We start from the raw sequence: 23,239 nt of genomic DNA, 5'->3' as shown, positions 1-23,239 counted from the left end.
CGGGCTTTTTTATTGGCTGCAGGCACGATCAGCGCGAGGAGATTTCCAGAATCCGCAAGGTATTGGCGCCCTGCCCCGCAGCGGTGCCGAAGGTCAGCGCAATCCGGTCGCCCGCGCCGGCAACGCCAGCCTTGAGCAAGGTGGTCTGCACATGGGTGATCTGTGCATCGCGCTCGGAAATAGCGTCGTCCATCATCAAAGGCTGCACGTAACGGAACAGCGCCATCTTGCGATAGGTGGTCTCGTCACGCGTGAAACCATAGATCGGCGTGCCGCTGATATAGCGCGACAACCACAGCGCCGAGGTACCCGAATTGGTCAGCGCGGCGATCGCCTTCAGATCAAGGTGACCGGCGGCGTAGAGCGTGGCCATCGCGACGGTCTGGTCGATGCGGTCGAACGGCAGCGTATCCGAAGCCGCACTGCCGATCCCCTGCTCCACCGAACGTTCGGCCTCGATGCAGGTGCGCACCATCGCCTCGACCGCCTCGACCGGATACTTGCCGGCGGCCGATTCGGCCGACAGCATCACCGCGTCGGTGCCGTCGAGCACCGCATTGGCGCAGTCGGACACTTCGGCACGGGTCGGCACCGGGCTGGAGATCATCGATTCCATCATCTGCGTCGCGGTGATCGTCAGCTTGCGCTTGGCACGGGCGCGCTTGATCATCATTTTCTGCAGCGCCGGCACCGTGGCGTCGCCGACTTCAACCGCCAGATCGCCCCGCGCGACCATGATGCCGTCGGAGGCGTCGAGGATTTCGTCAAGGTTGGTGATCGCTTCGGTGCGTTCGATCTTGGCGATCAGCCCGCCGGTGCCGCCGGCGGCGCGCAGCAGCGTACGGGCCATGTACATGTCGGCGGCGCTCTTCGGGAACGACACCGCGATATAGTCGGCCGTCAGCGCCGCGGCGGTCTTGATGTCTTCCATGTCCTTGGCGGTCAGCGCCGGCGCGGTCAGGCCGCCGCCCTTGCGGTTGATGCCCTTGTTGTTCGACAAGGTGCCGCCGACCAGCACGGTGGTGTAGACCTCGGTGCCGCGCACTTCGAGCACTTCGAGCTGGATCTTGCCGTCGTCGAGCAAGAGGATGGCGCCGGTTTCGACGTCGTTGGGCAGTTCCTTGTAATCCAGACCCACGCGCTCTTGGTTGCCCAGCTCGCAGGCGGCGTCGAGGATGAAACGCCCGCCCTTCTTGAGTTCGATCTTGTTCTTCTCGAACTTGCCGACGCGAATCTTCGGGCCTTGCAGGTCGGCGAGCACGGCGACCGGCACGCCGAGGCGGTCGGCGATCGCGCGCACGGTATTGGCGCGGTCGGTGTGATCCTGGGCGGTGCCGTGCGAGAAGTTCAGGCGCACGGTGTTGACGCCGGCCTTGAGCAGTTGTTCGAGTACGGCCGGATCGGTCGAGGCGGGGCCGAGGGTGGCGACGATTTTTGTACCGCGGGGCATGGCATTCTCCTGTGTCGTGAACGCTGCCGGCCATCAGAGGCCGGCCTGACCGACATTGTCGTCAGCCAGCCCCGACAAGTAAATCGTCCACGCCCGGCAATTCCGCATAACTGGCCCGGCTACCAGCCCAAATTAAGTTTCAAGCAGGCTTTGCACCATCTTCCGCAACACCACCCCCATGGCATCACGCGGCAAGGTCGGGTTGCGTACCGCACGACAGGTAATACCCTCGAACAGCGCGATGATGACCTCGGTGCGCGCCTCCAGATCGGAGAGCGGCGGCAAGCCGCGCAAGGCGCGGCCCTTGGCGATGGTACCGGCCAGACAGGTGCGGGCAACTTCGTCGGTGGAGCGGACGATGTCCAGCACCTTGGGATTGCGCGTGGCCTCGGCCAGCACTTCGAGCTGCAGGATGTCGTCCCGGTTGCAAGCCTGGTTTTCCAGGTCGTTGCCGGCTTCGCGGATCAGCGCCTGCAAGAAATCGTCCTCGCTCTCCAAGGCCGCCAGCTGATCAAGGATTTCGGTCAGGTCACGCTCAACGATGGCTGAGATGATCGCCTCCTTGTTCGCAAAGTAGTGATAGATATGGCCGACGCTCATGCCGGCAGCGCGGGCCAGCTCGGCCATGCTGGCACCATGAAAGCCGCGCAGGCGGAAGCAGTCGGCCGCCGCGTCGAGCACCTGATTGCAGCGGGCCTCGCCGCGGTCTTGTTCGCTTGTCATACAGTCCCTCGAACCTGGCAGGCATGCGCTCGTCATGTTTTGGTCTTAAAGTAAGCGCTTGCCAAATGATTACGGTATTAATTAGAATGATCACTCTAGAACGCTCATTCTAGAATGATCATTCATTCTAAAGTGAACCAAAGCGCCTGAACAGCGTCAGTTACCACTGCCCGCCCGGCCAGAAGCCCGGCGGTCGTTTTTCGTTGAACCGATACCGAAGAAGAGGCCCCCATGCACCTGACCCCGAGACGCGCGCTGGTCGCCGCCAGCCTGATCGCCGGCAGCCTGGCGCTGATCGGCTGCGGCGAACCCAATGCCGCCAGCCATGCTGCGCAACCCGAGCCGGTCGTCGGCATCGTGACGGTCTCCGGCCAATCGCTGCCGATGACCACCGAACTCGCCGGCCGCACCTCGCCGTACCTGGTCGCCGAAGTCCGCCCGCAGGTCGGCGGCATCATCCAGAAGCGGCAGTTCACCGAAGGCAGCGAGATCAAGGCCGGCCAGGTGCTGTACCAGATCGATCCGGCGACCTACCAGGCCGCGTTCGACAGCGCCAAGGCGTCGCTCGCCAAGGCCGAAGCCAATCTGCTGTCGGCCAGGAACAAGGCCGACCGCTACGCCGAGCTGGTGAAGATCAACGCCGTCAGCAAGCAGGATCACGACGACGCCTACGCCGCGCTGAAGCAGACCGAAGCCGATGTCGCCGCCGGCCGCGCCGCGGTCGAGAGCGCGCGCATCAACCTCGCGTACACCAAGGTCACCTCGCCGGTCGACGGCCGCATCGGCCGCTCGTCGGTCACGCCGGGCGCGCTGGTCACCGCCAACCAGGCCGATTCGCTGGCAACGGTGCAGACGCTTGATCCGATCTACGTCGACGTCACCCAGTCGAGCAACGAACTCTTGCGCCTGCAGCGCGAACTCGCCAGCGGCAGCCTCAAGCGCGCCGGCAGCGACGCCGCCAAGGTCAAGCTGGTGCTCGACGACGGCAGCGCCTACCCGCTCGAAGGCAAGCTCGAGTTCTCCGAAGTCACCGTCGAGCAAAGCACCGGTACGGTGACGCTGCGCGCGGTGTTCCCGAACCCGAAGCACCAGCTGCTGCCGGGCATGTATGTCCGCGCGGTGATCGAGGAAGGCGTCAACGACAACGCGATCCTCGCGCCGCAGCAGGCGGTGACCCGCGACGCGCGCGGCAACGCGACGGCGATGGTCGTCGGCGCCGACGGCAAGGTCGAACCGCGTCAGCTCAAGACCACCCGCACCATCGGCGACACCTGGCTCGTCACCGACGGCTTGAAGAGCGGTGACAAGCTGATCGTCGACGGTCTGCAGAAAATCCATCCGGGCGCCAAGGTCAAGACCGTGGCCGCCAGCGGTGTGGCCAGCGCGCCGACCGTCGCAGCCAAGTAAGGGAGAGAACCTAAATGGCTCGTTTCTTCATCGACCGCCCGATTTTCGCGTGGGTGGTCGCCATCATCATCATGCTCGCAGGGCTGCTGGCGATCCGCACTTTGCCGATCGCCCAGTACCCGAGCATCGCGCCGCCGACCGTCGCGATCAACGCAACCTACCCGGGTGCGTCGGCCAAGACGCTCGAAGACACCGTCACCCAGGTCATCGAACAGAATATGAAGGGGCTCGATGGCCTGCTGTACATGTCGGCGACCAGTGAATCGACCGGTGCGGTCGCGATCACGCTGACCTTCGCCGCCGGCACCGACCCCGACATCGCTCAGGTGCAGGTGCAGAACAAGCTGCAGCTGGCGACGCCGCTGCTGCCTGAAGCCGTGCAGCGTCAGGGCATTTCGGTCTCGAAATCGTCGGCCAGCTTCCTGATGGTGCTCGGCTTCGTCTCGACCGACGGCAGCATGACCGACATCGACCTCGCCGACTACGTCGCCGCCAACGTGCAGGACCCGCTGAGCCGCGTCAACGGCGTCGGCAACATCCAGCTCTTCGGCTCGCAGTACGCGATGCGGATCTGGCTCGATCCGAGCAAGCTCAACAACTACAAGCTGACGCCGAGCGATGTGGCCCAGGCCATTCGCGCCCAGAACGTCCAGATCTCGGCCGGCCAGCTCGGCGGTACGCCGTCGGTCTCGGGCCAGCGCCTGAACGCGACCGTCTCGGCACAGACGATGCTGCAGACGCCGGAACAGTTCGGCGCGATCCAGTTGCGCATCAACAGCGACGGCTCGACCGTCTTCCTGCGTGATGTCGCCCGCGTCGAGCTCGGCAGCCAGAGCTACGACAGCGTCGCGCGCTTCAACGGCAAGCCGGCCGCCGGTATCGGTATCCAGCTCGCCACCGGCGCCAACGCGCTCGAGACCCGCGCGGCCGTCGAGAAGAGCGTCGAAGAAATGTCGAAGTTCTTCCCGCCGGGCATGAAGGCCGTCACCCCGTACGATACGACGCCGTTCGTGAAGATCTCGATCCACGAAGTGGTGAAGACGCTGGTCGAAGCCATCGTGCTCGTCTTCCTGGTGATGTATTTGTTCCTGCAGAACTTCCGCGCGACGCTGATCCCGACCATTGCGGTGCCGGTGGTGCTGCTGGGGACGTTCGGCATCCTCGCGGCGTTCGGCTTCTCGATCAACACGCTGACGATGTTCGCGATGGTGCTGGCGATCGGCCTCCTGGTCGACGATGCGATCGTCGTGGTCGAAAACGTCGAACGGGTGATGAGCGAGGAAGGCTTGTCGCCGAAGGAAGCAACCAAGAAGTCGATGGGCCAGATCACCGGCGCGCTGGTCGGCATCGCCATGGTGCTGTCGGCGGTGTTCATCCCGATGGCGTTCTTCGGCGGCTCGACCGGGGTGATCTACCGGCAGTTCTCGCTCACCATCGTCTCGGCAATGGCGCTGTCGGTACTCGTGGCACTGGTGCTGACGCCGGCGCTGTGCGCGACCATGCTCAAGCCGATCGAGAAGGGCCACCACGCCTCGGATAAGGGCTTCTTCGGCTGGTTCAACCGCAAGTTCGACGCGACCAACGCCCGCTATACGGGCGCGGTCGGCGGCATCCTGCGCCGCAGCGGCCGGTTCATGGTGATCTACGCGCTGATCGCCGCGGCCATGGTGGTGCTGTTCATGCGCCTGCCGACGTCGTTCCTGCCCGATGAAGACCAGGGCATCCTGTTCTCGCAGATCATGCTGCCCGCTGGTGCAACCCAGGAGCAGACGATCGACGTGATCAAGAAGGTCGAAAACCACTTCCTCGTCGACGAGAAGAAGAACGTCAATTCGGTGTTCGCGGTCGCCGGCTTCAGCTTCGGCGGTAGCGGCCAGAACAACGGTATCGCCTTCGTCAGCCTCAAGGACTGGGATCAGCGCAAGGCCGCGGAAGACCATGTCAACGCGATCGCCGGCCGGGCAATGGGCGCGTTCTCGCAGATCCGCGAGGCCTTCGCGTTCGCGTTCGCACCGCCTGCGGTGATCGAACTCGGCAATGCAACCGGTTTCGACTTCTTCCTGCAGGACCGTGCCGGCGTCGGCCACGACAAACTGATCGAAGCGCGCAACATGCTGCTCGGCATGGCCGGCAAGGATCCGAACCTCGTCGGCGTCCGCCCGAACGGTCAGGAAGACACGCCGCAGCTGCAGCTCGACATCGACCAGGAAAAGGCCGGCGCGCTCGGCGTAGCGATCGCCGACATCAACTCGACGATCTCGACCGCGTGGGGCTCGTCCTACGTCAACGACTTCCTCGACCGCGGCCGGATCAAGAAGGTCTACATGCAGGCCGATGCGTCGTCGCGGATGCAGCCGGAAGACCTGAACAAGTGGTACGTGCGCAATGCGCAGGGCGAGATGGTGCCGTTCTCGTCGTTCGCCAGCGCGCACTGGGACTACGGTTCGCCGCGTCTGGAGCGCTACAACGGTCTGTCGGCGGTCGAAATCATGGGCGCCGCCGCGCCGGGCAAGAGCTCGGGCGAGGCAATGAAGGCGATCGAAGACATCGTCGCCAAGCTGCCGCCGGGCGTCGGCATCGAATGGACCGGCCAGTCGTATCAGGAACGGATGTCGGGTTCGCAAGCGCCGGCGCTGTACGCGATCTCGCTGCTGATCGTGTTCCTCTGCCTGGCCGCGCTGTACGAAAGCTGGTCGATCCCGTTCTCGGTGATGCTGGTGGTGCCGCTGGGCGTGCTCGGCGCGGTGCTGGCGACCACGGTGCGCGGGCTGTCGAACGACGTGTACTTCCAGGTCGGCCTGCTGACGACGATCGGCCTGTCGGCGAAGAACGCGATCCTGATCGTCGAGTTCGCCAAGGAGCACATGGAGGCCGGCGCCAGCATGATCGACGCGACGCTGACCGCGGTACGCGAACGGCTGCGGCCTATCCTGATGACCTCGCTGGCGTTCGCGCTCGGCGTGCTGCCGATGGTGCTCAACAGCGGCGCCGGTTCGGGCGCGCAGAACGCGATCGGTACCGGCGTGCTCGGCGGGATGATCTCGGCGACGCTGCTGGCGATCTTCTTCGTGCCGCTGTTCTTCGTCGTCGTGCACAAGATCTTCGACCGCTTCACCAAGCCCAAGGCCGACGCTACCCCAGCCAAACTCACGGAGAGCCAACAAGATGCGTAACACCCTCCTGAGCCTGGCGCTATCCAGCGCCTTCCTCGCCGGTTGCACCAGCATGGCGCCGAACTACCAGCGCCCAGCCGCGCCGGTCGACGCCAGCTGGCCGCAAGGCCAGGCCTATGCCGCCACCACTGAGAACGGCAGCAAGCTGGCCGACGCGGCCTGGCGCGACTACTTCGCCGACGCCCGACTGCAGCAAGTGATCGCGCTGGCGCTGGACAACAACCGCGACCTGCGCGTTGCGGCGCTGAACATCGAGAAGGCGCGCGCGCAGTACCAGGTGTCCCGCGCCGACCTGTTCCCGTCGATCCGTGCCAGCGGCAGCGGCACCGGCCAGCGCACGCCGGGCAGCCTGTCCGGCACCGGCAAGCCGGAAATCAGCCACCAGTACAACGCCGGCCTCGGCTTCGCGTCGTACGAAATCGATCTGTTCGGCCGGGTCCAGAGCCTCAAGGACGCCGCGCTCGAGCAATACTTCGCCACCGAAGAAGCCCGGCGCAGCGCGCAGATCAGCCTGATCGCCGAAGTCGCCAGCACCTATCTGGCGCTGGCGGCCGACAACGACCGGCTCCGGCTGGCGCAGGAGACGCTGAAAAGTCAGCGCGACTCGTTCGAGCTGACCAAGAAGCGCTTCGACCTTGGCGTGGCATCGGAACTGGATGTGCGTCAGGCGCAAACCAGCGTCGAATCGGCGCGGGTCGATGTCGCGCGCTATACCAGCCAGATCGCGCAGGACGCCAATGCGCTGACCTTGCTGGTCGGCACCCGCCTGCCCGCCGAGTTGCAGCCAACCGCGTCGGTCGAGTCGGTGACCGCGCTGCGCGACGTACCCGGCGGCTTGCCGTCGGATGTGTTGCTGGCGCGGCCGGACGTGATCCAGGCCGAGCATCAGCTCAAGTCGGCCAATGCCAATATCGGCGCGGCGCGCGCGGCGTTCTTCCCGAGCATCACGCTGACCGCCAGCGCCGGCGGTGCCAGCGCCAGCCTGGGCGATCTGTTCAAGGCCGGCGCCGGGGCATGGAGCTTCATGCCGCAGATCAGCATTCCGATCTTCGAGGGCGGCCGCAACATCGCCAACCTCGACGCCGCCAAGGCCGACGAGAAGATCGCCGTTGCGCAGTACGAGAAGGCGATCCAGAGCGCGTTCCGCGAAGTCTCGGACGCACTGGCCGATCGCGGCACGCTCGACGAGCAGGTCTCGGCGCAGCAGGCGCTGGTCGACGCTACCGCGAAGAGCTACACGCTGTCGCAGGCGCGCTATAGCAAGGGCGTCGACAGCTACCTGAACGTGCTCGACTCGCAGCGCTCGCTCTACAGCGCCCAGCAGGGTCTGATCTCGACCCGACTGGCGCGCCAGGCCAACCTCGTCACCTTGTACAAGGTGTTTGGTGGCGGTGGTCAGGAAGAAGCACCGGCGAAGGCGTCGTAAGCTGTTGACTCGGTCGTAAAAAAACGCCCCCTTCGAGGGGCGTTTTTCATTGAGGGCTGCTGCGGCAAACGTTGCTGCGTTTAGCGCCTGCGGCGCAGTGTCAAAGGCATTGACGCCGGTTCCGCCCGGCGGACGTGATACTTTCTTTTGCTTCGCCAAAAGAAAGTATCCAAAGAAAAGGCGACCCCGCATCCGCGCCCCTTCGGGATGCCCTGCGCTGCGCGCCCGACGTGGCGGAGGTCGAAAACTCGCCCTGCGGGCTCAAACACTCGACCTCCGAAACCCCACGCCGGGCTGTGCTGCTCGGCGCTACTGAGGGGATCGAGGCGGCATGCAACCGGCTGTGAACGAAATATCGCAAACCCGTGGCGGTGAAAAATGCACGGCTTTTCATCCCGTTCGCCAGCGCCGAGGAGTGGAGCGAGACAAGCCGGTTTCATGGCTTGGCTTGCGACCGATCGAGGGCAGCCCGGAGGGCCGCAGGCGCGGGTCGCCTTTCTATTGGGTACTTTCTTTGGCGAAGCAAAGAAAGTACCCCGTCCGCGCGGCGGAACGCGCATGCAACGCCTTTACTCGCGCCGCAGGCGCTAAACATGACGTCAACCAGCAAAGCCGGCAACTTCACACCGAATGCGCCTAATCCAACCTCACCCCAACGCAGCGCACGGATCCGCCCGCTGCGCCGCCGGGATCGTCACCACCGCATCGAACGCCTTGGCATTCTTCTCGCTTTCGAGATAGCCGACGCTCAACACCTGTGCAGCCGGCACGCCAGCCAGCCAGCGCGGCACGCCGATATCCCGGCGCACGTGGCCGTTGCCGGCGATCAGCACCACCCCACGCGCGGCGTGCTCGCGCAACACCTGCGCCATGAAGGCATCGCGGGCGATCTGCGCCTGCGCCATGCCCGGCACCATGGCCTGTGGCAGCTTGCCGCAATGCCCCACCTCGACCTCGTGCTGCTGGCCGGCAACGATGTCGGCCGCCGGCGCCTTGTCGAGCTTCGCGGCCTGCAGCGCCGCCGGGTCGAACGCCGCCGCGTAGCCACCACGCAGCACCTTGCCGGCGTCGGCGCGCGAGACATTCGCGGCGATCAGGGGCAGATCGTATTGCAGCGCCAGCGCGATCACCGGCTTGTAGAACGCCCAGTTCCAGCTGCTCTTGGCCGGCGCGGCGGCGGCAATCAGCGCATCGGCGTCACCCGGATGCGCGCGGCGCGCGGCATCCAGATCGGCCTGACGTTCGCGATCAAACTGCTCCATCGCGATCGCCGGGCGCCAACCGGCGTCGACCGCCGACTTGAGCGCGGCAAAACGCGTCGCGTGCCCTTCGGCGTTGTCGTGCACCTCGCCAAGCAGCACCACGCGCTTGCCGGCGAACTGGCTTGCCAACGGTTGCGACGGCGCCGACGCGCAAGCGGCCAGCACCGCCGCCGACAGCAGGCCAAGGAGTAAGGAGCGAGTGGGACGGGGCATGCGGCAACCTCAACAAAAAGAGAATCATTCTCATCCATTATCTTTCACGCTGACAAGCCTGGCGTGCGCCGCAATAATCACGCGATGCCCGTCACCCTTGCCGCCGCCGTCGATCACGAGATCGACATCAAGAAAAGCCGCTTTCTTGGCCGAATCGAGCCCGTTGCCAGCCGTGCCGACGCACTGCTGCTGGTCGAAGCGCTGCGCGCCGAGCATCCCGCCGCCGCGCACGTGTGCTGGGCGCTGCTGGCCGGTGGCGATTCGGGCATGAGCGACGACGGCGAACCCTCGGGCACCGCCGGTCGGCCGATGCTCGAAGTGCTGCGCCACCACGATCTCGACGGCGTGCTCGCCACGGTGGTGCGTTACTACGGCGGCATCAAACTCGGCGCCGGCGGGCTGATGCGCGCGTACACCGACGCCGTCGCCGGCGCGCTCGTGCAGGCGGTCAAGGTCGAGCGGATCGCGATGGCGCAGTACTCACTGACGCTCGCTTACGGCGATGAAAACCGTGTTCGCCACTGGTTGCTGCAACGCAACTACACCGTCATCGCCGCCCGGCACGAAACGGCGGTAACGCTCGTCGTTTCGCTGCCGAAAGCCGATGTTTCGGCGATGATCACTGCTCTGATCGACCTTACTGCGGGCCGCCTGAGCCTGCCGAACGCACCCGATTGATGGCCAGCGCACTCGTTTTCCATCGCGCTCTAAACGCGCTCTCAGAGCGTGGCCGTCAAACGAATGAGAATAAATTCTTACCAGCTATCGGTCGGCACTTGAAAGGTAATAAACAAGCGTTTAGGCTTGCCGCCATTCCCTCCTCCATGCCGCCCCCAGATCCATGCACCCCGGCGAGCCCAGCGCGCTTGCGCACCTGATCAGCGAAAGCGATCGGCTCACATACATCGACCCGCACGCAGCCTTGCGCCTGGCCGAATCGGCCAGCCAGCAAGCGCCGAGCTGTGGCGACACGCTACTGGCGATCGCCGCATGGCGCCGCTACGGCACGATGCTGTTCGCCTTCGGCCACATTCCCGACGGCCAGCACGCCATGTTCAAGGCGTTGACGATTGCCGACGCCGAAGACCTCGTCGCCGAGCGCGGCGAGCTGATCCAGGATCTTGCCAGCGCCTATTACACCCAGGGCGACTACGACGAGGCGATCGCCTACTGGGCCGATTGCATCGATACGGACGGTTTCACGCTCAACACCCGCATCCACGCCTACATCGGCCTCGGTCAGGTTTATTACGCGCACGAACGCTACGAGATGGCCTTGCAGAATCATCTCGACGCCAAGGCGCTGATCACCGCGCCGTTCGACACCGATCTGCATTGCCGGGTGCTGATCAACTTGGCCGCCGATTACGCCAAGCTCGGCCGCTTCGACGAGGTCGCGCACGAACTCGACGAAGCGCTGCCGCTGGCCGAAGCGGCCGGCAATCCCGAGTATGTCGGCGAAATCCTCGTCTATCGCAGCGCCGTGGCGCTGGCCTCGGGCAACACCGCCGAAGCGCACGCGTTTCTGGATCAGGCGGTTGCAATGCGCCGGGTCTGGGCTTGGGGCGAAATCTCGCAGAACCTCGCCCGTGGTCGGGTTTATCTGTATGAAAACCGGCTCGAAGAAGCGCGGGCTTCGGTCAGCGCGGCACTGGCGCGGGCCGACGAAATGGGTACCTGTCACAAGACCTTCCAGGCGCATCACCTGCTGGCGCAAATCTACCAGCGTCTTGGCGATACCGCGCAGGCCGAGTACTACCATCGCCGCTATCAGGAAGCGTTCAGCCGTATCGTTCGTTCCGGCACCTACGCTAAACTGCAGGCGCTCGAAGCCAGGCTGAACCACTGATCGCCTGGCGCGACCGCGTCAGGAGTACCACTTCCCATGCTCAACCGAATCTGGGCCGGCTTCATTTTGCTGGCATTCGCCGCCGCCTGTGTCCAGGGCTTCGCGCTCGGCCAACACGATGTGTTCGCGGCAATGACGCGGGCGATGTTCGATGCCGCCAAACTCGGTTTTGAAGTCGCACTCGGCCTGACCGGGGTAATGACGCTGTGGCTGGGCATCATGAAGATCGGCGAAGCCGCCGGGCTGATCGCCGCGCTGGCGCGCTTGCTCGGACCGCTGTTCTCGCGCCTGTTCCCCGGCGTGCCGGCCGGCCACCCGGCGCTTGGGGCGATGACGATGAATATCGCCGCCAATATGCTCGGCCTCGACAACGCCGCCACACCGCTGGGCCTGAAGGCGATGAAAGAGCTGCAAACGCTCAATCCGAGCCCCGACACCGCCACCGATGCCCAGGTGCTGTTTCTGGTCATCAACACCGCCGCGGTGACGCTGTTTCCGGTGACGATCTTTGCCTACCGCGCCCAACTCGGCGCGGCCGACCCGACCGACATTTTCGTACCGCTGCTGATCGCCAGCTTCACCGCCACCATCGCCGGCGTGCTGCTGGTCGGCATCCGCCAGCGGCTGCGGCTATACGATCCGGTGGTGCTCGCCTATCTGGGCGGCCTGAGCGCGTTGATCGTCGGTGTTGCCGCGTGGTTCCTGCATCTGGCACCCATCGAGCGCGCGGCACAGTCATCGCTGGTCAGCAACTTTCTGCTGCTCGCCATCGTGGTCATCTTCATTGCCACCGCGCTGGTACGCCGTGTCGACGTGTATGAAAGCTTTATCGATGGCGCCAAGGAGGGCTTCAAGGTCGCGATCGGCATCATCCCCTATCTTGTCGCCATGCTGCTTGCCATTGCACTGCTGCGTGCCAGCGGCGCGCTGGAGCTACTGCTGTCCGGCCTGCGCCATCTGGTCGGCATGCTCGGCTACGACAGCCGCTGGGTCGACGGCCTACCGGTCGGCATCATGAAATCGCTCTCGGGCAGCGGCGCGCGCGCACTGATGATAGACACGATGAAAACCGCCGGCGCCGATTCCTTCGCCGGCCGCTTGGTATCCATCCTGCAAGGTAGCAGTGAGACCACTTTCTACGTGCTGGCGGTGTACTTCGGCTCGGTCGGGATCACCAAAACCCGCAATGCGGTCAGCTGCGGCTTGTTCGCCGACGCCATCGGCTTTGCCGCCTCGGTGTGGGTGGCCTATCTGTTTTTTGCTTAACACAAAAATACTTTCATACAACTGTATTTAATTTGTAATCAACAAACAAAAAATGCCGCGCCGCAGTAAGTTTTAAACTAGGGTTATCCCTAAGTCTTTAACTTTGCAAACCATGATCGACCTCCGCGCACTGCTTGATCGTATCCGCCGCATCATTCCGTCCCAAACCGTCGAGGCCATCGCGCAGGCGGCGCAGGTTCGCGAGCTGGCGCGACAACAATCGCAACCCCTGGCCGAAGCCGAAGCCCTGTTGCTGCACGGTCAGGCCATGCTGATGTACGGTCGCTACGAGAAAGGTCGCACCGCGCTGATGGCATCATTGGAAATCGGCCGCGGCATCGAACTTGGCACCCTGCATGGCGAAGCGCTGCAGCAGATCGCGCGCTCTTATTATTCCCAAGGCGATTACGATCGCACCGCAGAATGCTGGCTCGCCTGCCTTGCGCTGCCGCCCGAGCGGGTCAGCCCTGATGTCCGCTGCCTCGCACACATCGGCCTCGGCCAATTGCTGTACGCGCAGGAGCAATACGAAGCCGCGCTGGCGCATCATCGGCACGCGGTCACGCTGACCCTCCGCCCGGAGCTAAGCCTTTATCATGCGGCGGCACTTATCAACGTCGCCGCCGATCTGCTGCAACTGAGCCAGATCGATGACGCCGAAGCGATACTCGATCAGGCGCTGCCCCTGGTGCAACTCTCCCGGCATGTTGAACACGAAGCCGAGCTCTACGGTTTGCAGGCGCAGATCCGGCTGGCGCGGGGCGACTTCGAACGTGCGCAACGCCATCTGCGCGTGGCGCTCAAGCTCAGCCGCCTGCACGGCAATGGCTGGGGTGAGGCTTACAACCTGATCACCCTCGGCCGCTGCAGCCTGGCCGCCGGCAATTTCGAACATGCGCGCGACGAATTGACCCAAGCACTGGCACTGGCCGAAACCATGGGCACAACCAGTCTGGCCGCCCGGGCTCACGAAGTACTGGCCGAACTGTTCGAGCGCCTTGGCCACGCGACTGACGCGCAGCGCCATCTCGGCCTGTTTCGCGAGCTGCGCGCGCAGCTTTTGAACCAGCTCTCGGCGGCGCGGTTTGCGACGATGGAACTGCGGCTGGCAAACTGACCGCCCTGCCTTGGCTTCACTGCTTTTCAAGCAAGCCGGGGCGATCTTTCTGCAATCCGTGACCTGACCAGAGCACGATGTAGTCTGACACAACGTGATACAGGCGCTCGATTCGCATAACCCCAAGAAAAATGAGGGCTTCAAGGGGAATTTTTCCGATAAAATTCCATCTTTGAATCACAGCCTTAGCGAGATCGTCCTGTCATGGCCGAGCTAACTGCAGCCCCTCCGACCCTTGCCACCGAACGCCTGCGCGAGATTCCGTACAACTACACCTCGTTCTCCGATCGCGAAATCGTGATCCGGCTGCTGGGTGAAGATGCATGGCAGACGCTCGAAGCCCTGCGCGCCGAGCGCATTACCGGCCGTTCGGCCCGCATGCTGTTCGAGGTGCTTGGTGACATCTGGGCGGTCAAGCGCAATCCTTACCTCGAAGACGATCTGCTGGAAAACCCCAAGCGTTTGAAGCAACTGGTCGAGGCGATGCACCACCGCCTGTCCGAAATCGACAAGCGCCGCGAAGGCAACGACAAGGTCGGCCTGCTGGCCGAACGCGCCCGCCGCGCCGTCGACGTGTTCGAGCACGATTTCCGCGATGTCGCCAGCCTGCGCAAGAAGGTGCTGCGGCGCATGGGCGGGCTCACCCGCCGCGACAACATCTGCTTCGACGGCCTTGCCCGCGTCTCGCACGTCACCGACGCCACCGACTGGCGCGTCGAGTATCCGTTCGTCGTGCTCTCGCCCGATACCGAGGCCGAAATGGCGCCGCTGGTGGCCGCCTGTATCGAGCTGGGGCTGACCGTCATCCCGCGCGGCGGCGGCACCGGCTACACCGGCGGCGCCGTGCCGCTGACCCCGATGAGCGCGGTCATCAACACCGAGAAGCTCGACCGCCATAACGGCGTCGAGCGGATGATGATCCCCGGCGTCGATCACGAGATCGCGACGATCCAGTGCGGCGCCGGCGTGGTCACCCGCCGGGTGATGGAAGCCGCCGAAGTAGCCGGGCTGGCGTTCGCGGTCGATCCGACCTCGGCCGACGCCTCGTGCATCGGCGGCAACGTCGCCATGAACGCCGGTGGCAAGAAGGCCGTGCTGTGGGGCACCGCGCTCGACAACCTCGTCAGCTGGAAGATGGTCGACCCGGACGGCAACTGGAAATTCATCGAGCGGCTCGATCACAACCTCGGCAAGATCCACGACGCGCCGCAGGCAAGCTTCCGCGTCACCACCTACAAGCCCGACGGCAAGACGGTGCTGAACGAAGACACGCTGGTGATTCCGGGCTCACGCTTCCGCAAGGAAGGGCTGGGCAAGGACGTCACCGACAAATTCCTCGCCGGCCTGCCGGGCGTACAGAAGGAAGGCACCGACGGGCTGATCACCAGCGCCCGCTTCGTGCTGCACCGGATGCCGGCGCACGTGCGTACCGTTTGCCTCGAGTTCTTCGGCGAAGTCAGCCGCGCCGTGCCGTCGATCGTCGAGATCAAGGATTACCTCGACGCGCATCCGAAGGTGCTGCTCGCCGGGCTGGAACACCTCGACTGGCGCTATGTGCGCGCCGTCGGTTACGCCAGCAAGGCCAAGAGCCGTGGCCGGCCGAAGATGGTGCTGATCGCCGACCTGGTCTCGGACGATGAAAACGCCGTCGGCGAAGCCGCGTCGCAAGTGGTCAAGCTCGCCAACGCCCGCAGTGGCGAAGGCTTTATCGCCGTCAGCGCCGAAATGCGCAAGAAGTTCTGGCTCGATCGCGCCCGTACCGCGGCGATCTCCAAGCACACCAACGCCTTCAAGATCAACGAAGACGTGGTGATTCCGCTGCCACGCCTCGGCGAATACTCGGATGCGATCGAACGGATCAATATCGAGCTGTCGATCGACAACAAGCTCGAGCTGATCGACAAACTGACCGATTTCTTCGAGCAAGGCATCCTGCCGGTCGACTTCGCCGACTCGCCGCTGTCGCGCGACGCGCTGATCGGCGACCGCCGCGCCGCCGCGCTCGAACTGATCAGCCGCGCCCGCACGCATTGGACGTGGATACGCGAACACCTCGACGACGCCTTCGAGGCCTACACCAGCGCGTTTCCGACCATGCCGCTCGAGCGCGAGCTGGAAGCCGGCGAAGCGCCGCAAAGCGTGTTTATCGCCCTGCGCGACGTCGTGCTGCGCGTGTCGTACAAACGCGAGCTGCTGACCGACTTCGAGGCGATGTTCTCCAGCCGCAACGACAAGCCGCTGCTCGACGCGGTGATTGCGATCCAGCAGCAGGTGCTCAAGGGCCGCACCTGGGTCGCACTGCACATGCACGCCGGCGACGGCAACGTCCACACCAATATCCCGGTGAACTCGGACGACTACGCCATGCTGCAGCGCGCGCACCACGCGGTCGCGCGCATCATGGCGGTGGCGCGCGAGCTGAACGGGGTGATCTCGGGCGAACACGGCATCGGCATCACCAAGTACGAGTTCCTGACGCGTGAAGAACTCGCGCCGTTCGAGGCGTACAAGCAAAAGATCGACCCGGAAGGCCGCTTCAACAAGGGCAAGTTGCTGCCCGGTTCCGACCTGACCAATGCCTACACGCCGTCGTTCAGCCTGCTGGGCGCCGAGTCGCTGATCCTCGAGCAATCGGATATCGGCAATATCGCCGACTCGATCAAGGATTGCCTGCGCTGCGGCAAGTGCAAGCCGGTCTGTACCACCCACGTGCCGCGCGCCAATCTTTTGTACAGCCCGCGCAACAAGATCCTCGCCACCGGGCTGTTGACCGAAGCCTTCCTGTACGAAGAGCAGACCCGCCGTGGCGTGTCGCTCAAGCACTTTGAAGAGCTCGGCGACGTTGCCGACCATTGCACCGTGTGCCACCGCTGCGTGAATCCGTGCCCGGTGAAGATCGACTTCGGCGATGTCTCGGTCGCGATGCGTAACTTCCTCAGGAAGGAAGGCCAGAAGAAATTCAACCCGGGCACCGCGCTCGGCATGGCCTTCCTCACCGCCAAGGATCCGGCGACGATCAAGTTGCTGCGCGCCGGCATGATCGGCATCGGCTACAAGGCGCAGCGCCTCGGCCATACGCTGGCCAAGCGTTTCGGCCTCTTGAAGGGCGTCACCAAGCAGCCGCCGGCGACGCTCGGCACCGCACCGATCAAGACGCAGATCATTCACTTCGTCAACAAGCCGCTACCGGCCAAGGTGCCGCTGAGAACGGCGCGCGGCATGCTCGATGTCGAAGACTCGAGCATCGTGCCGGTGATCCGCGATCCGGAAAGCCGTCAGGAAGACCGCGAATCGGTGTTTTACTTCCCCGGCTGCGGCTCGGAGCGGCTGTTCTCGCAGGTCGGCCTTGCGACGCAGGCGATGCTCTGGCACGTCGGCACCACCACGGTGCTGCCGCCGGGCTATCTGTGCTGCGGCTACCCGCAGGCCTCAAGCGGCTACGGCGACAAGGGCGAGAAGATCACCACCGAGAACCGGGTGTTGTTCCACCGCGTTGCCAACACGCTGAACTATCTTGATATCAAGACGGTGATCGTGTCATGCGGCACCTGTATGGATCAGCTGATGAAGTACCAGTTCGAGCAGATCTTCCCGGGCTGCCGGCTGCTGGACATCCACGAATATCTGCTTGAAAAGGGCGTAAAGCTCGATGGTGTCAGCGGCGAGCGCTATATGTATCACGAGCCTTGCCATACGCCGATGAAGCAGTACAAGGGCATCGACGTCGCCAACCAGCTGATGGGCACGCGCGTCGATCTGAACGACCGTTGCTGCGGCGAATCGGGCACTTTCGCGGTCGCCCGGCCGGATATCGCCACGCAAGTGCGTTTCCGCAAGCAGGAGGAAATGCAGCAGGGTGCCGACAAGCTGCGTGCCGAAGTCGCGGTCGCCGATGCCAAGCAGCCGGTCAAGGTACTGACCAGCTGCCCGTCTTGCCTGCAGGGACTACAGCGTTACGACAACGATACCGATACCAGCGCCGACTACATCGTGGTGGAAATGGCCAAGAAAATCCTCGGGCAGGACTGGCAGGCAGAGTACGTCGCCAAGGCGCGCAACGGCGGGATCGAGCGCGTGCTGCTCTGACCCCGGAGCGGGCGGCACTACAACGGGGCATCCCTTTACGGGCATGCCCCGTTGTTTATGCGGCCAGCTTGCGGTAATAATTGCGCTGCATAAGGAAAAGATAATGGAACGCGATTGCGTATTTTGCCGGGAGACCGGCGGCGAACGCTTGTGGCAGAACGATCTATGCCGGGTTGTGCTGGCCGACGAACCCGACTACCCCGGTTTTTGCCGGGTCATCCTGTCGCAGCATCTTGCCGAAATGACCGACCTGGCCCCTTCCGATCGTCAGCGACTAATGGCCGTCATCTTCGCCGTCGAAACAGTGATGCGTGCGGTACTCTCGCCGCACAAGATCAACATCGCCAGCCTAGGCAACGTCGTGCCGCATCTGCACTGGCATATCATTCCGCGCTGGCGCGACGACGCCACGTTCCCGGGGCCGATCTGGGCCACGGCCATCCGCCCCGGTGCGCGACACACGATAGCCGCCGAAACGCTGGCGCAATTGCGCCATGCTCTGCAACATATTACGCCCGAGGCTGTCTAACGCCCGCCATGACCGATCTGTCGATATCCCATACCTTTTCCGGCTCAGCACCGTTCAGCGATGCCCGTTCGGCCAAATCCTGGCTGCAGCTCTTACCGCTGATCAATACACCGGTTGCTCATGCCGAGCTTTCCGAGGCGATTTCGCAACTCGCCACCAGTCAGGTCGCCCCCTACGAAACGCTCAAGATCCTCGAACTGCTGCGCGAGCCGCTGCACATGGTTCAGGGCGCGCTGGCCGAGCGTTTCCTCGGCCGCGCACTCCCGCTGGGCACCGATGAAGCGCAAGCACGCGATGCCACCGTCGCCCTGTGGGAAAAACTGGCGGCCCTCTACGGCACCGGGCTGGATGCCGCGCTGGCCGGCGAGCCCGAGCTAGCAGCCCACACCAGCTTGCTGGCGCAGCGGCGGATGCGTTACCTGGCACTGGCCGCGCGCGAATCCTTGCTCAGTTATCGCCCCATTCCCGCCGCGCTGTGGCAACAGCTGTTCGACAGCTACCAGCTGATCGAAGCCAATGGGCTGGCGGAAAAGTCGGCCAAGGACAGCCTGCTCAAGGTCGCCGGCATCGCCACGCCACAGCACGCTTTTGTTCACCTGCTGCTGCTCGCAGCAGCGACACCGTTCCATTTCACCGGTCGGCAAATTCGCTGGCTCGACGAACATCTGCCGGGACTGGCCCAGCGCACGCCACTGGAGCGCGAAGCCGCGGCCCTGCCAGGTCGCGGCAGCCTGCAAATCGATTTCGCCCAGCCCGGCCCGCCACGGCGTGTCGAGCCTCGCCTTGCCGGCGAGTCGATCCGCGAACTCGATACCCTGCAACTGGCGCAGGCACTTTCACGCCGGATCAAGCTGCTGCGCCAGGGTGAAAGCCCGGAAAAACTGGGTTTGGGCAGCCTGTTTGCGGCGGCTCAGGTCGAAGTGCTGCTGGTTGAGCTGTACCGCACCTGGTGCGAACAGGCGAGCGAGCGAGCCCTGCCCCGGCATGACAGCCAACGCCACCTTGAAGCCGTTTTCGGTCTGCCACGCCAGCACGCGCTGATCGGCCACGGCCGGTTCGCCCTGCCCGACGACGGCCCCGCGCCGCTGGGCAGCCAGGATCTGGTGCGCTTGCAGCTGTTCGGCCAGTCCAATAGCGCCAGCGCGACGGCGGACGCCACCACCACCCCGCCGGTCGGCGAAACCTGGCAGGTGCGCAATGAATCGGCCCAAGGTCTGCGCTTGTCGCGGCCCTGCGCTGCGGGTGGACGCATTGCCCTGCAACAGCTGATGTCGGTGCAACTGGAAGGCAGTCATTATCTTGGCGTGGTGCGCTGGTTACAGCAACACGATGGCCATATTGAAGCCGGTGTCCGGCTGATGCCGGGCTTGCCGACGGCTGCGGCAATCCGGCCCGTCGAGCTGGCGTATTCGGACCGGCGCGGCTGGATCGAATGCCTGGCCCTGCCGGCCGTGGCCGCCCTGCGCGCGCCACTGTCGCTGATCCTGCCGGTAGGCTGGTATCGCCGTGGCCGGCTGATCGAATGGTGGGATGGCCAGACGCTGAAGAAGATGCGCGTTGAAACGCTGCTCGAACGCGGTGTTGATTACGAGCGAATGCATGTCGTGCCGGCGGGCCAGCAGCGCCGCTGACAGGGGTTTGGATCCACCAGTAAAAATGCCGCGTTCACCACGCGGCATTTTTTTCAGAATTTCAGCACCTGCCCGCTGAGCAGCGGTTCAATCCGGTGCAAGCCATCATGCGCTTCGGTGACAATGCGCTCGGCGTCGAGCGGTTTCAGATGCGTCAGCCAGACATCGACGGCCGGATCGAGCCGCCTCAACGCCGCCAGCAATGTTGCCGGTGAAAAATGTTGCGACGCACGCGCCAATTCGGCCTCGCGATTACTGAATGCCGTTTCGACGATCAGCGCACGCAAGTCCGGCACGCACGCCAGCGCGTCCCAAAACGCGGGACAATCGGCACTGTCGCCCGAAAAGGCGATCGAACCGGCATCACCGTCGAGCAGGTAGCCCAGCGCCGGCACCGTATGTTGTGCCGGCAAGGCGGTGATCCGCGCACCGTGCACCTCGCGGATCTCACCGACGGCAATCGGTGCCCAGCGCAAGACACCGCTCGCAGCGTCGGGAATCACGCTGAAATCGGGCCAGATCTGCCAATTGAAAACGTGCGCACGTAGCGCTGCGATGGTTTCCGGCAGTGCATGCACGGTAACCGGCTCGTTGCGGGCACCAATGACGGTATCCAGCAACATCGGCAGGCAGGCGATGTGGTCGAAGTGCGCATGGGTCAGAAAGACATGATCGATACGACACAAGGCATCCAGCGACAGATCGCCAACGCCGGTACCCGCATCAATCAGTACCCGGTTGCCGAGCAGCAGCGATGTGGTGCGTGCCGAGCCACCGATGCCGCCGCTACAGCCGAGCACGGTCAGTTGCATGCTCAGTCCCGGCAGAAGAACGCCAGCCGGACACCGACGAGTTCGATCAGGTCTTCTTCGCTCAAAAGATGCGGCTCGGTGCCAACCTCGCTGCCATTGATACGCGGGCGGGTGGCGCCCTCGAGGTGAGACAGGAAATAGCCTTGTGGCCGGCGCGCGATCATGGCGACCTGCACGCCCGGCTTGCCCAGCGAGGTCACGGCCTTGCTCAGAACGATCTCCCGGCCGCTATTGCCGCCGGTGAGTACCTTGATCACGCCAACCCTTGCCGGTGCCACCGGCTCGCGCAGCACCAGCGTCTCCGCATAACCGCCGCCGGCTTGCGGCTCGCACCAGAAGCGCAGACGATAGCGGCCCACACCGATTTCGTCGCCATTGCGCAGCGGCACACGTTCGACCGGCGCGCCATTCACCACCGTGCCGTTGGTACTGCCCAGATCTTCGACCAGATAATCCTCGCCATCCCGGACGATGCGGGCATGCTCGCCCGACACCGCCAGATTCTCGATCTGCAGGTCGTTATGCGGCCGGCGCCCGATGGCGAACGTGTCGCGATGGATCCGGTATTCCTTGATGACGTTACCGTCGAGGCAGAGCAGCAATTTCGCCATGGCGTAACAAAGATTCTGTGGTGCCCTCAACGGGCATCCGGGTCAACTCAACCAGGCTGTCAGCCTGGACCAGAAACCGGCCTCGGCCGGGTAAGGGTGGCGTACGGCCACCAGAATGACCGATATATTGTCATGACCGCCGCGATGATTGGCACTCTGCACCAATTGCATCGCTGCCAAAGGTGCATTGTCCTTTAGTGTCAGTAATATGTCAGCAATTCGCTCGTCTTCAACCATATCGGTGAGGCCATCCGAACACAGCAAATACAGATCGTCCGGCTGCGTATCGAACTCGCCCAGTTCGGCACGAACCACTGCATCGATGCCGACTGCACGCGTAAGTAAATTGCGTTGCACCGCATGACGAGTATCAAACTCATCGATCAAACCCTGATCGATTTGCTCCTGTAGCAGCGAATGATCATGGGTTAACCTTGTAAGCTCAGCGTTGCGCAAACGGTACAGCCGCGAATCGCCCACATGCGCAATCAATATTCTATTGTCATAAAATAATGCCGCAACCAGCGTCGTTCCCATGCCGGCGCATTGCGGCTGCAACAGCGCCGTGTCGTAGATAAGCTGATTGGCCTCATCGATCGATTGCAGCAACCAGTGAGCGGCCGACATCCCGGTACTGTGCGTCAGCGGCGATGACGGCAAGGGCTGTGACAGCCGGCGTGACAGAACTTCCACCGCAATGGCACTGGCGACCTCACCGGCGTTATAGCCGCCCATCCCGTCGGCCAGCACCACGAAACCGGCATCGGCATCCCAAGCGATCGCATCTTCGTTTTGTGCACGCACCAAGCCCGGATCGGTCTGACCGACCATTTCCAGCGCCTGCGATAGCCTTGCCATGCTCGTATCCCGTGTTCACATCTGATTGCATCGTAAACCGGCTCGGGCTTTACCGCTGTGTCGCAACGGTAAAAAACGCAAATACATACCAGTTACGTAAGCATATAGAAATTTATGGGATGTCGGCGTAGGACATTCGCCGGGCAATGATGGCGGTTTTGCGCGCCAGACGCCGATCACCACGATGGGCATCGTAGTAGCGGGGATTGGTCACCATGGCAGCGAGCTTGGCTGACTGCATCACGCTCAAGCGCCCCGCACCGGTCCGATAATAGTGTCGTGCGGCCGCTTCGGCGCCGTAGACGCCATCGCCCCATTCGATCACATTCAGATAGATTTCAAAGATACGCCGCTTGTCGAGCAGTGCCTCCAGCATCACCGTGATCACCACTTCTTCGGCCTTGCGCCATGGCGTACGCTTGGAGGAAAGGAACAGATTCTTCGCCAGTTGCTGGCTGATGGTCGAACCGCCGGCGACAATGCGGCCTTTCTTGAGGTTCTTCTCCCACGCGGTCTGGATGCCTTCCCAGTCAAAACCATCGTGATCAAGGAACTTGGCATCTTCGGATGCCACCAGCGCACGCTTCAAATTGGTAGATATCTTGGTGTAATCAACCCATTGCTGCCGCAGTTCGGCATCGGGATTGCTCGCCTCCAGCCGCGCCAGCCCTTCGCTCATAAAGGCCGTATGCGACGGGTTGACCCAGCGCCACGCCAGCACGTGCGCAAAAATCCACAGATTCCACAGCACCAGCAGGCCGACCAACAACAGCATGATGCGGCCGATCCAGTCACCAACCGATATCCGTTTTTTCATTCGCGCGAG

At 63.7% G+C, this 23,239-nt stretch carries 17 protein-coding genes; 10 read left to right on the top strand and 7 right to left on the bottom strand.

Annotated elements, in window-relative coordinates; all coding sequences use genetic code 11:
* Window positions 1–28 precede the first annotated feature (28 nt).
* Both pyk and JLC71_RS15580 read right to left on the bottom strand, forming a co-directional pair.
* Window positions 29–1,450 (bottom strand): pyruvate kinase, encoded by a 1,422-nt coding sequence (pyk, locus tag JLC71_RS15585; RefSeq protein WP_200916509.1) that lies wholly within the window; start codon window positions 1,448–1,450, stop codon window positions 29–31.
* Window positions 1,451–1,582: 132 nt separating this feature from the next.
* Window positions 1,583–2,173 (bottom strand): TetR/AcrR family transcriptional regulator, encoded by a 591-nt coding sequence (locus tag JLC71_RS15580; protein WP_200916508.1) that lies wholly within the window; start codon window positions 2,171–2,173, stop codon window positions 1,583–1,585.
* A gap of 231 nt (window positions 2,174–2,404) precedes the next feature.
* On the opposite strand from JLC71_RS15580, the gene JLC71_RS15575 reads away from it, so the two are divergent.
* From JLC71_RS15575 to adeC, 3 genes are read left to right on the top strand one after another with little or no spacing between them, the layout of a single operon-like run.
* Window positions 2,405–3,580 (top strand): efflux RND transporter periplasmic adaptor subunit, encoded by a 1,176-nt coding sequence (locus JLC71_RS15575; RefSeq protein ID WP_200916507.1) that lies wholly within the window; start codon window positions 2,405–2,407, stop codon window positions 3,578–3,580.
* Between the two features lie 14 nt (window positions 3,581–3,594).
* Entirely contained in the window at window positions 3,595–6,753 is a 3,159-nt protein-coding gene (locus JLC71_RS15570) for an efflux RND transporter permease subunit (protein ID WP_200916506.1), read from the top strand.
* Window positions 6,746–8,179: an AdeC/AdeK/OprM family multidrug efflux complex outer membrane factor gene (gene adeC / locus JLC71_RS15565; protein ID WP_200916505.1), complete on the top strand. Its 1,434-nt coding sequence runs from the start codon at window positions 6,746–6,748 to the stop codon at window positions 8,177–8,179. Before JLC71_RS15570 ends, adeC begins: the two co-directional genes overlap by 8 nt.
* A gap of 647 nt (window positions 8,180–8,826) precedes the next feature.
* On the opposite strand, the gene JLC71_RS15560 is transcribed toward adeC, so the two are convergent.
* Entirely contained in the window at window positions 8,827–9,654 is an 828-nt protein-coding gene (locus JLC71_RS15560) for a ChaN family lipoprotein (RefSeq protein WP_200916504.1), read from the bottom strand.
* Window positions 9,655–9,738: 84 nt separating this feature from the next.
* Here JLC71_RS15560 and JLC71_RS15555 point away from each other — a divergent pair, with 84 nt between their 5' ends.
* The 7 genes from JLC71_RS15555 to JLC71_RS15525 all read left to right on the top strand — a co-directional run bounded on the left by JLC71_RS15555 (window position 9,739) and on the right by JLC71_RS15525 (window position 20,132).
* Window positions 9,739–10,332: an IMPACT family protein gene (locus tag JLC71_RS15555; protein ID WP_200916503.1), complete on the top strand. Its 594-nt coding sequence runs from the start codon at window positions 9,739–9,741 to the stop codon at window positions 10,330–10,332.
* A gap of 163 nt (window positions 10,333–10,495) precedes the next feature.
* Window positions 10,496–11,503, top strand: coding sequence for a tetratricopeptide repeat protein (locus tag JLC71_RS15550; protein ID WP_200916502.1), 1,008 nt, complete (start codon window positions 10,496–10,498; stop codon window positions 11,501–11,503).
* A 36-nt stretch (window positions 11,504–11,539) separates the two neighbouring features.
* Complete coding sequence (locus JLC71_RS15545; RefSeq protein ID WP_200916501.1) at window positions 11,540–12,769, top strand: nucleoside recognition domain-containing protein; 1,230 nt, start codon at window positions 11,540–11,542, stop codon at window positions 12,767–12,769.
* Between the two features lie 112 nt (window positions 12,770–12,881).
* Entirely contained in the window at window positions 12,882–13,886 is a 1,005-nt protein-coding gene (locus JLC71_RS15540; protein ID WP_200916500.1) for a tetratricopeptide repeat protein, read from the top strand.
* Window positions 13,887–14,090: 204 nt separating this feature from the next.
* Complete coding sequence (locus JLC71_RS15535; protein WP_200916499.1) at window positions 14,091–17,972, top strand: DUF3683 domain-containing protein; 3,882 nt, start codon at window positions 14,091–14,093, stop codon at window positions 17,970–17,972.
* Window positions 17,973–18,075: 103 nt separating this feature from the next.
* Entirely contained in the window at window positions 18,076–18,501 is a 426-nt protein-coding gene (locus JLC71_RS15530) for an HIT family protein (RefSeq protein WP_200916498.1), read from the top strand.
* An 8-nt stretch (window positions 18,502–18,509) separates the two neighbouring features.
* Window positions 18,510–20,132, top strand: coding sequence for a cyclic-di-GMP receptor FimW-related protein (locus tag JLC71_RS15525; protein ID WP_200916497.1), 1,623 nt, complete (start codon window positions 18,510–18,512; stop codon window positions 20,130–20,132).
* Window positions 20,133–20,185: 53 nt separating this feature from the next.
* Here JLC71_RS15525 and JLC71_RS15520 read toward each other — a convergent pair whose 3' ends face one another.
* From JLC71_RS15520 to mtgA, 4 genes are all read right to left on the bottom strand, one after another.
* Window positions 20,186–20,944 (bottom strand): 3',5'-cyclic-nucleotide phosphodiesterase, encoded by a 759-nt coding sequence (locus tag JLC71_RS15520; RefSeq protein WP_200916496.1) that lies wholly within the window; start codon window positions 20,942–20,944, stop codon window positions 20,186–20,188.
* 2 nt (window positions 20,945–20,946) lie between these two features.
* Window positions 20,947–21,555 carry an FHA domain-containing protein gene (locus JLC71_RS15515; RefSeq protein WP_200916495.1) on the bottom strand — a complete coding sequence of 203 codons (609 nt, stop codon included), beginning with the start codon at window positions 21,553–21,555 and terminating at the stop codon, window positions 20,947–20,949.
* Between the two features lie 42 nt (window positions 21,556–21,597).
* Window positions 21,598–22,413 carry a Stp1/IreP family PP2C-type Ser/Thr phosphatase gene (locus tag JLC71_RS15510; RefSeq protein WP_200916494.1) on the bottom strand — a complete coding sequence of 272 codons (816 nt, stop codon included), beginning with the start codon at window positions 22,411–22,413 and terminating at the stop codon, window positions 21,598–21,600.
* 112 nt (window positions 22,414–22,525) lie between these two features.
* Complete coding sequence (gene mtgA, locus JLC71_RS15505; RefSeq protein WP_200916493.1) at window positions 22,526–23,230, bottom strand: monofunctional biosynthetic peptidoglycan transglycosylase; 705 nt, start codon at window positions 23,228–23,230, stop codon at window positions 22,526–22,528.
* Between the last annotated feature and the right edge of the window lie 9 nt (window positions 23,231–23,239).

It is taken from the genome of Jeongeupia sp. HS-3, assembly GCF_015140455.1.
Taxonomy (GTDB): domain Bacteria; phylum Pseudomonadota; class Gammaproteobacteria; order Burkholderiales; family Chitinibacteraceae; genus Jeongeupia.
The sequence above is the reverse complement of the archived record's forward strand: the minus strand, read 5'-3'. Positions and strand labels throughout refer to the sequence as shown.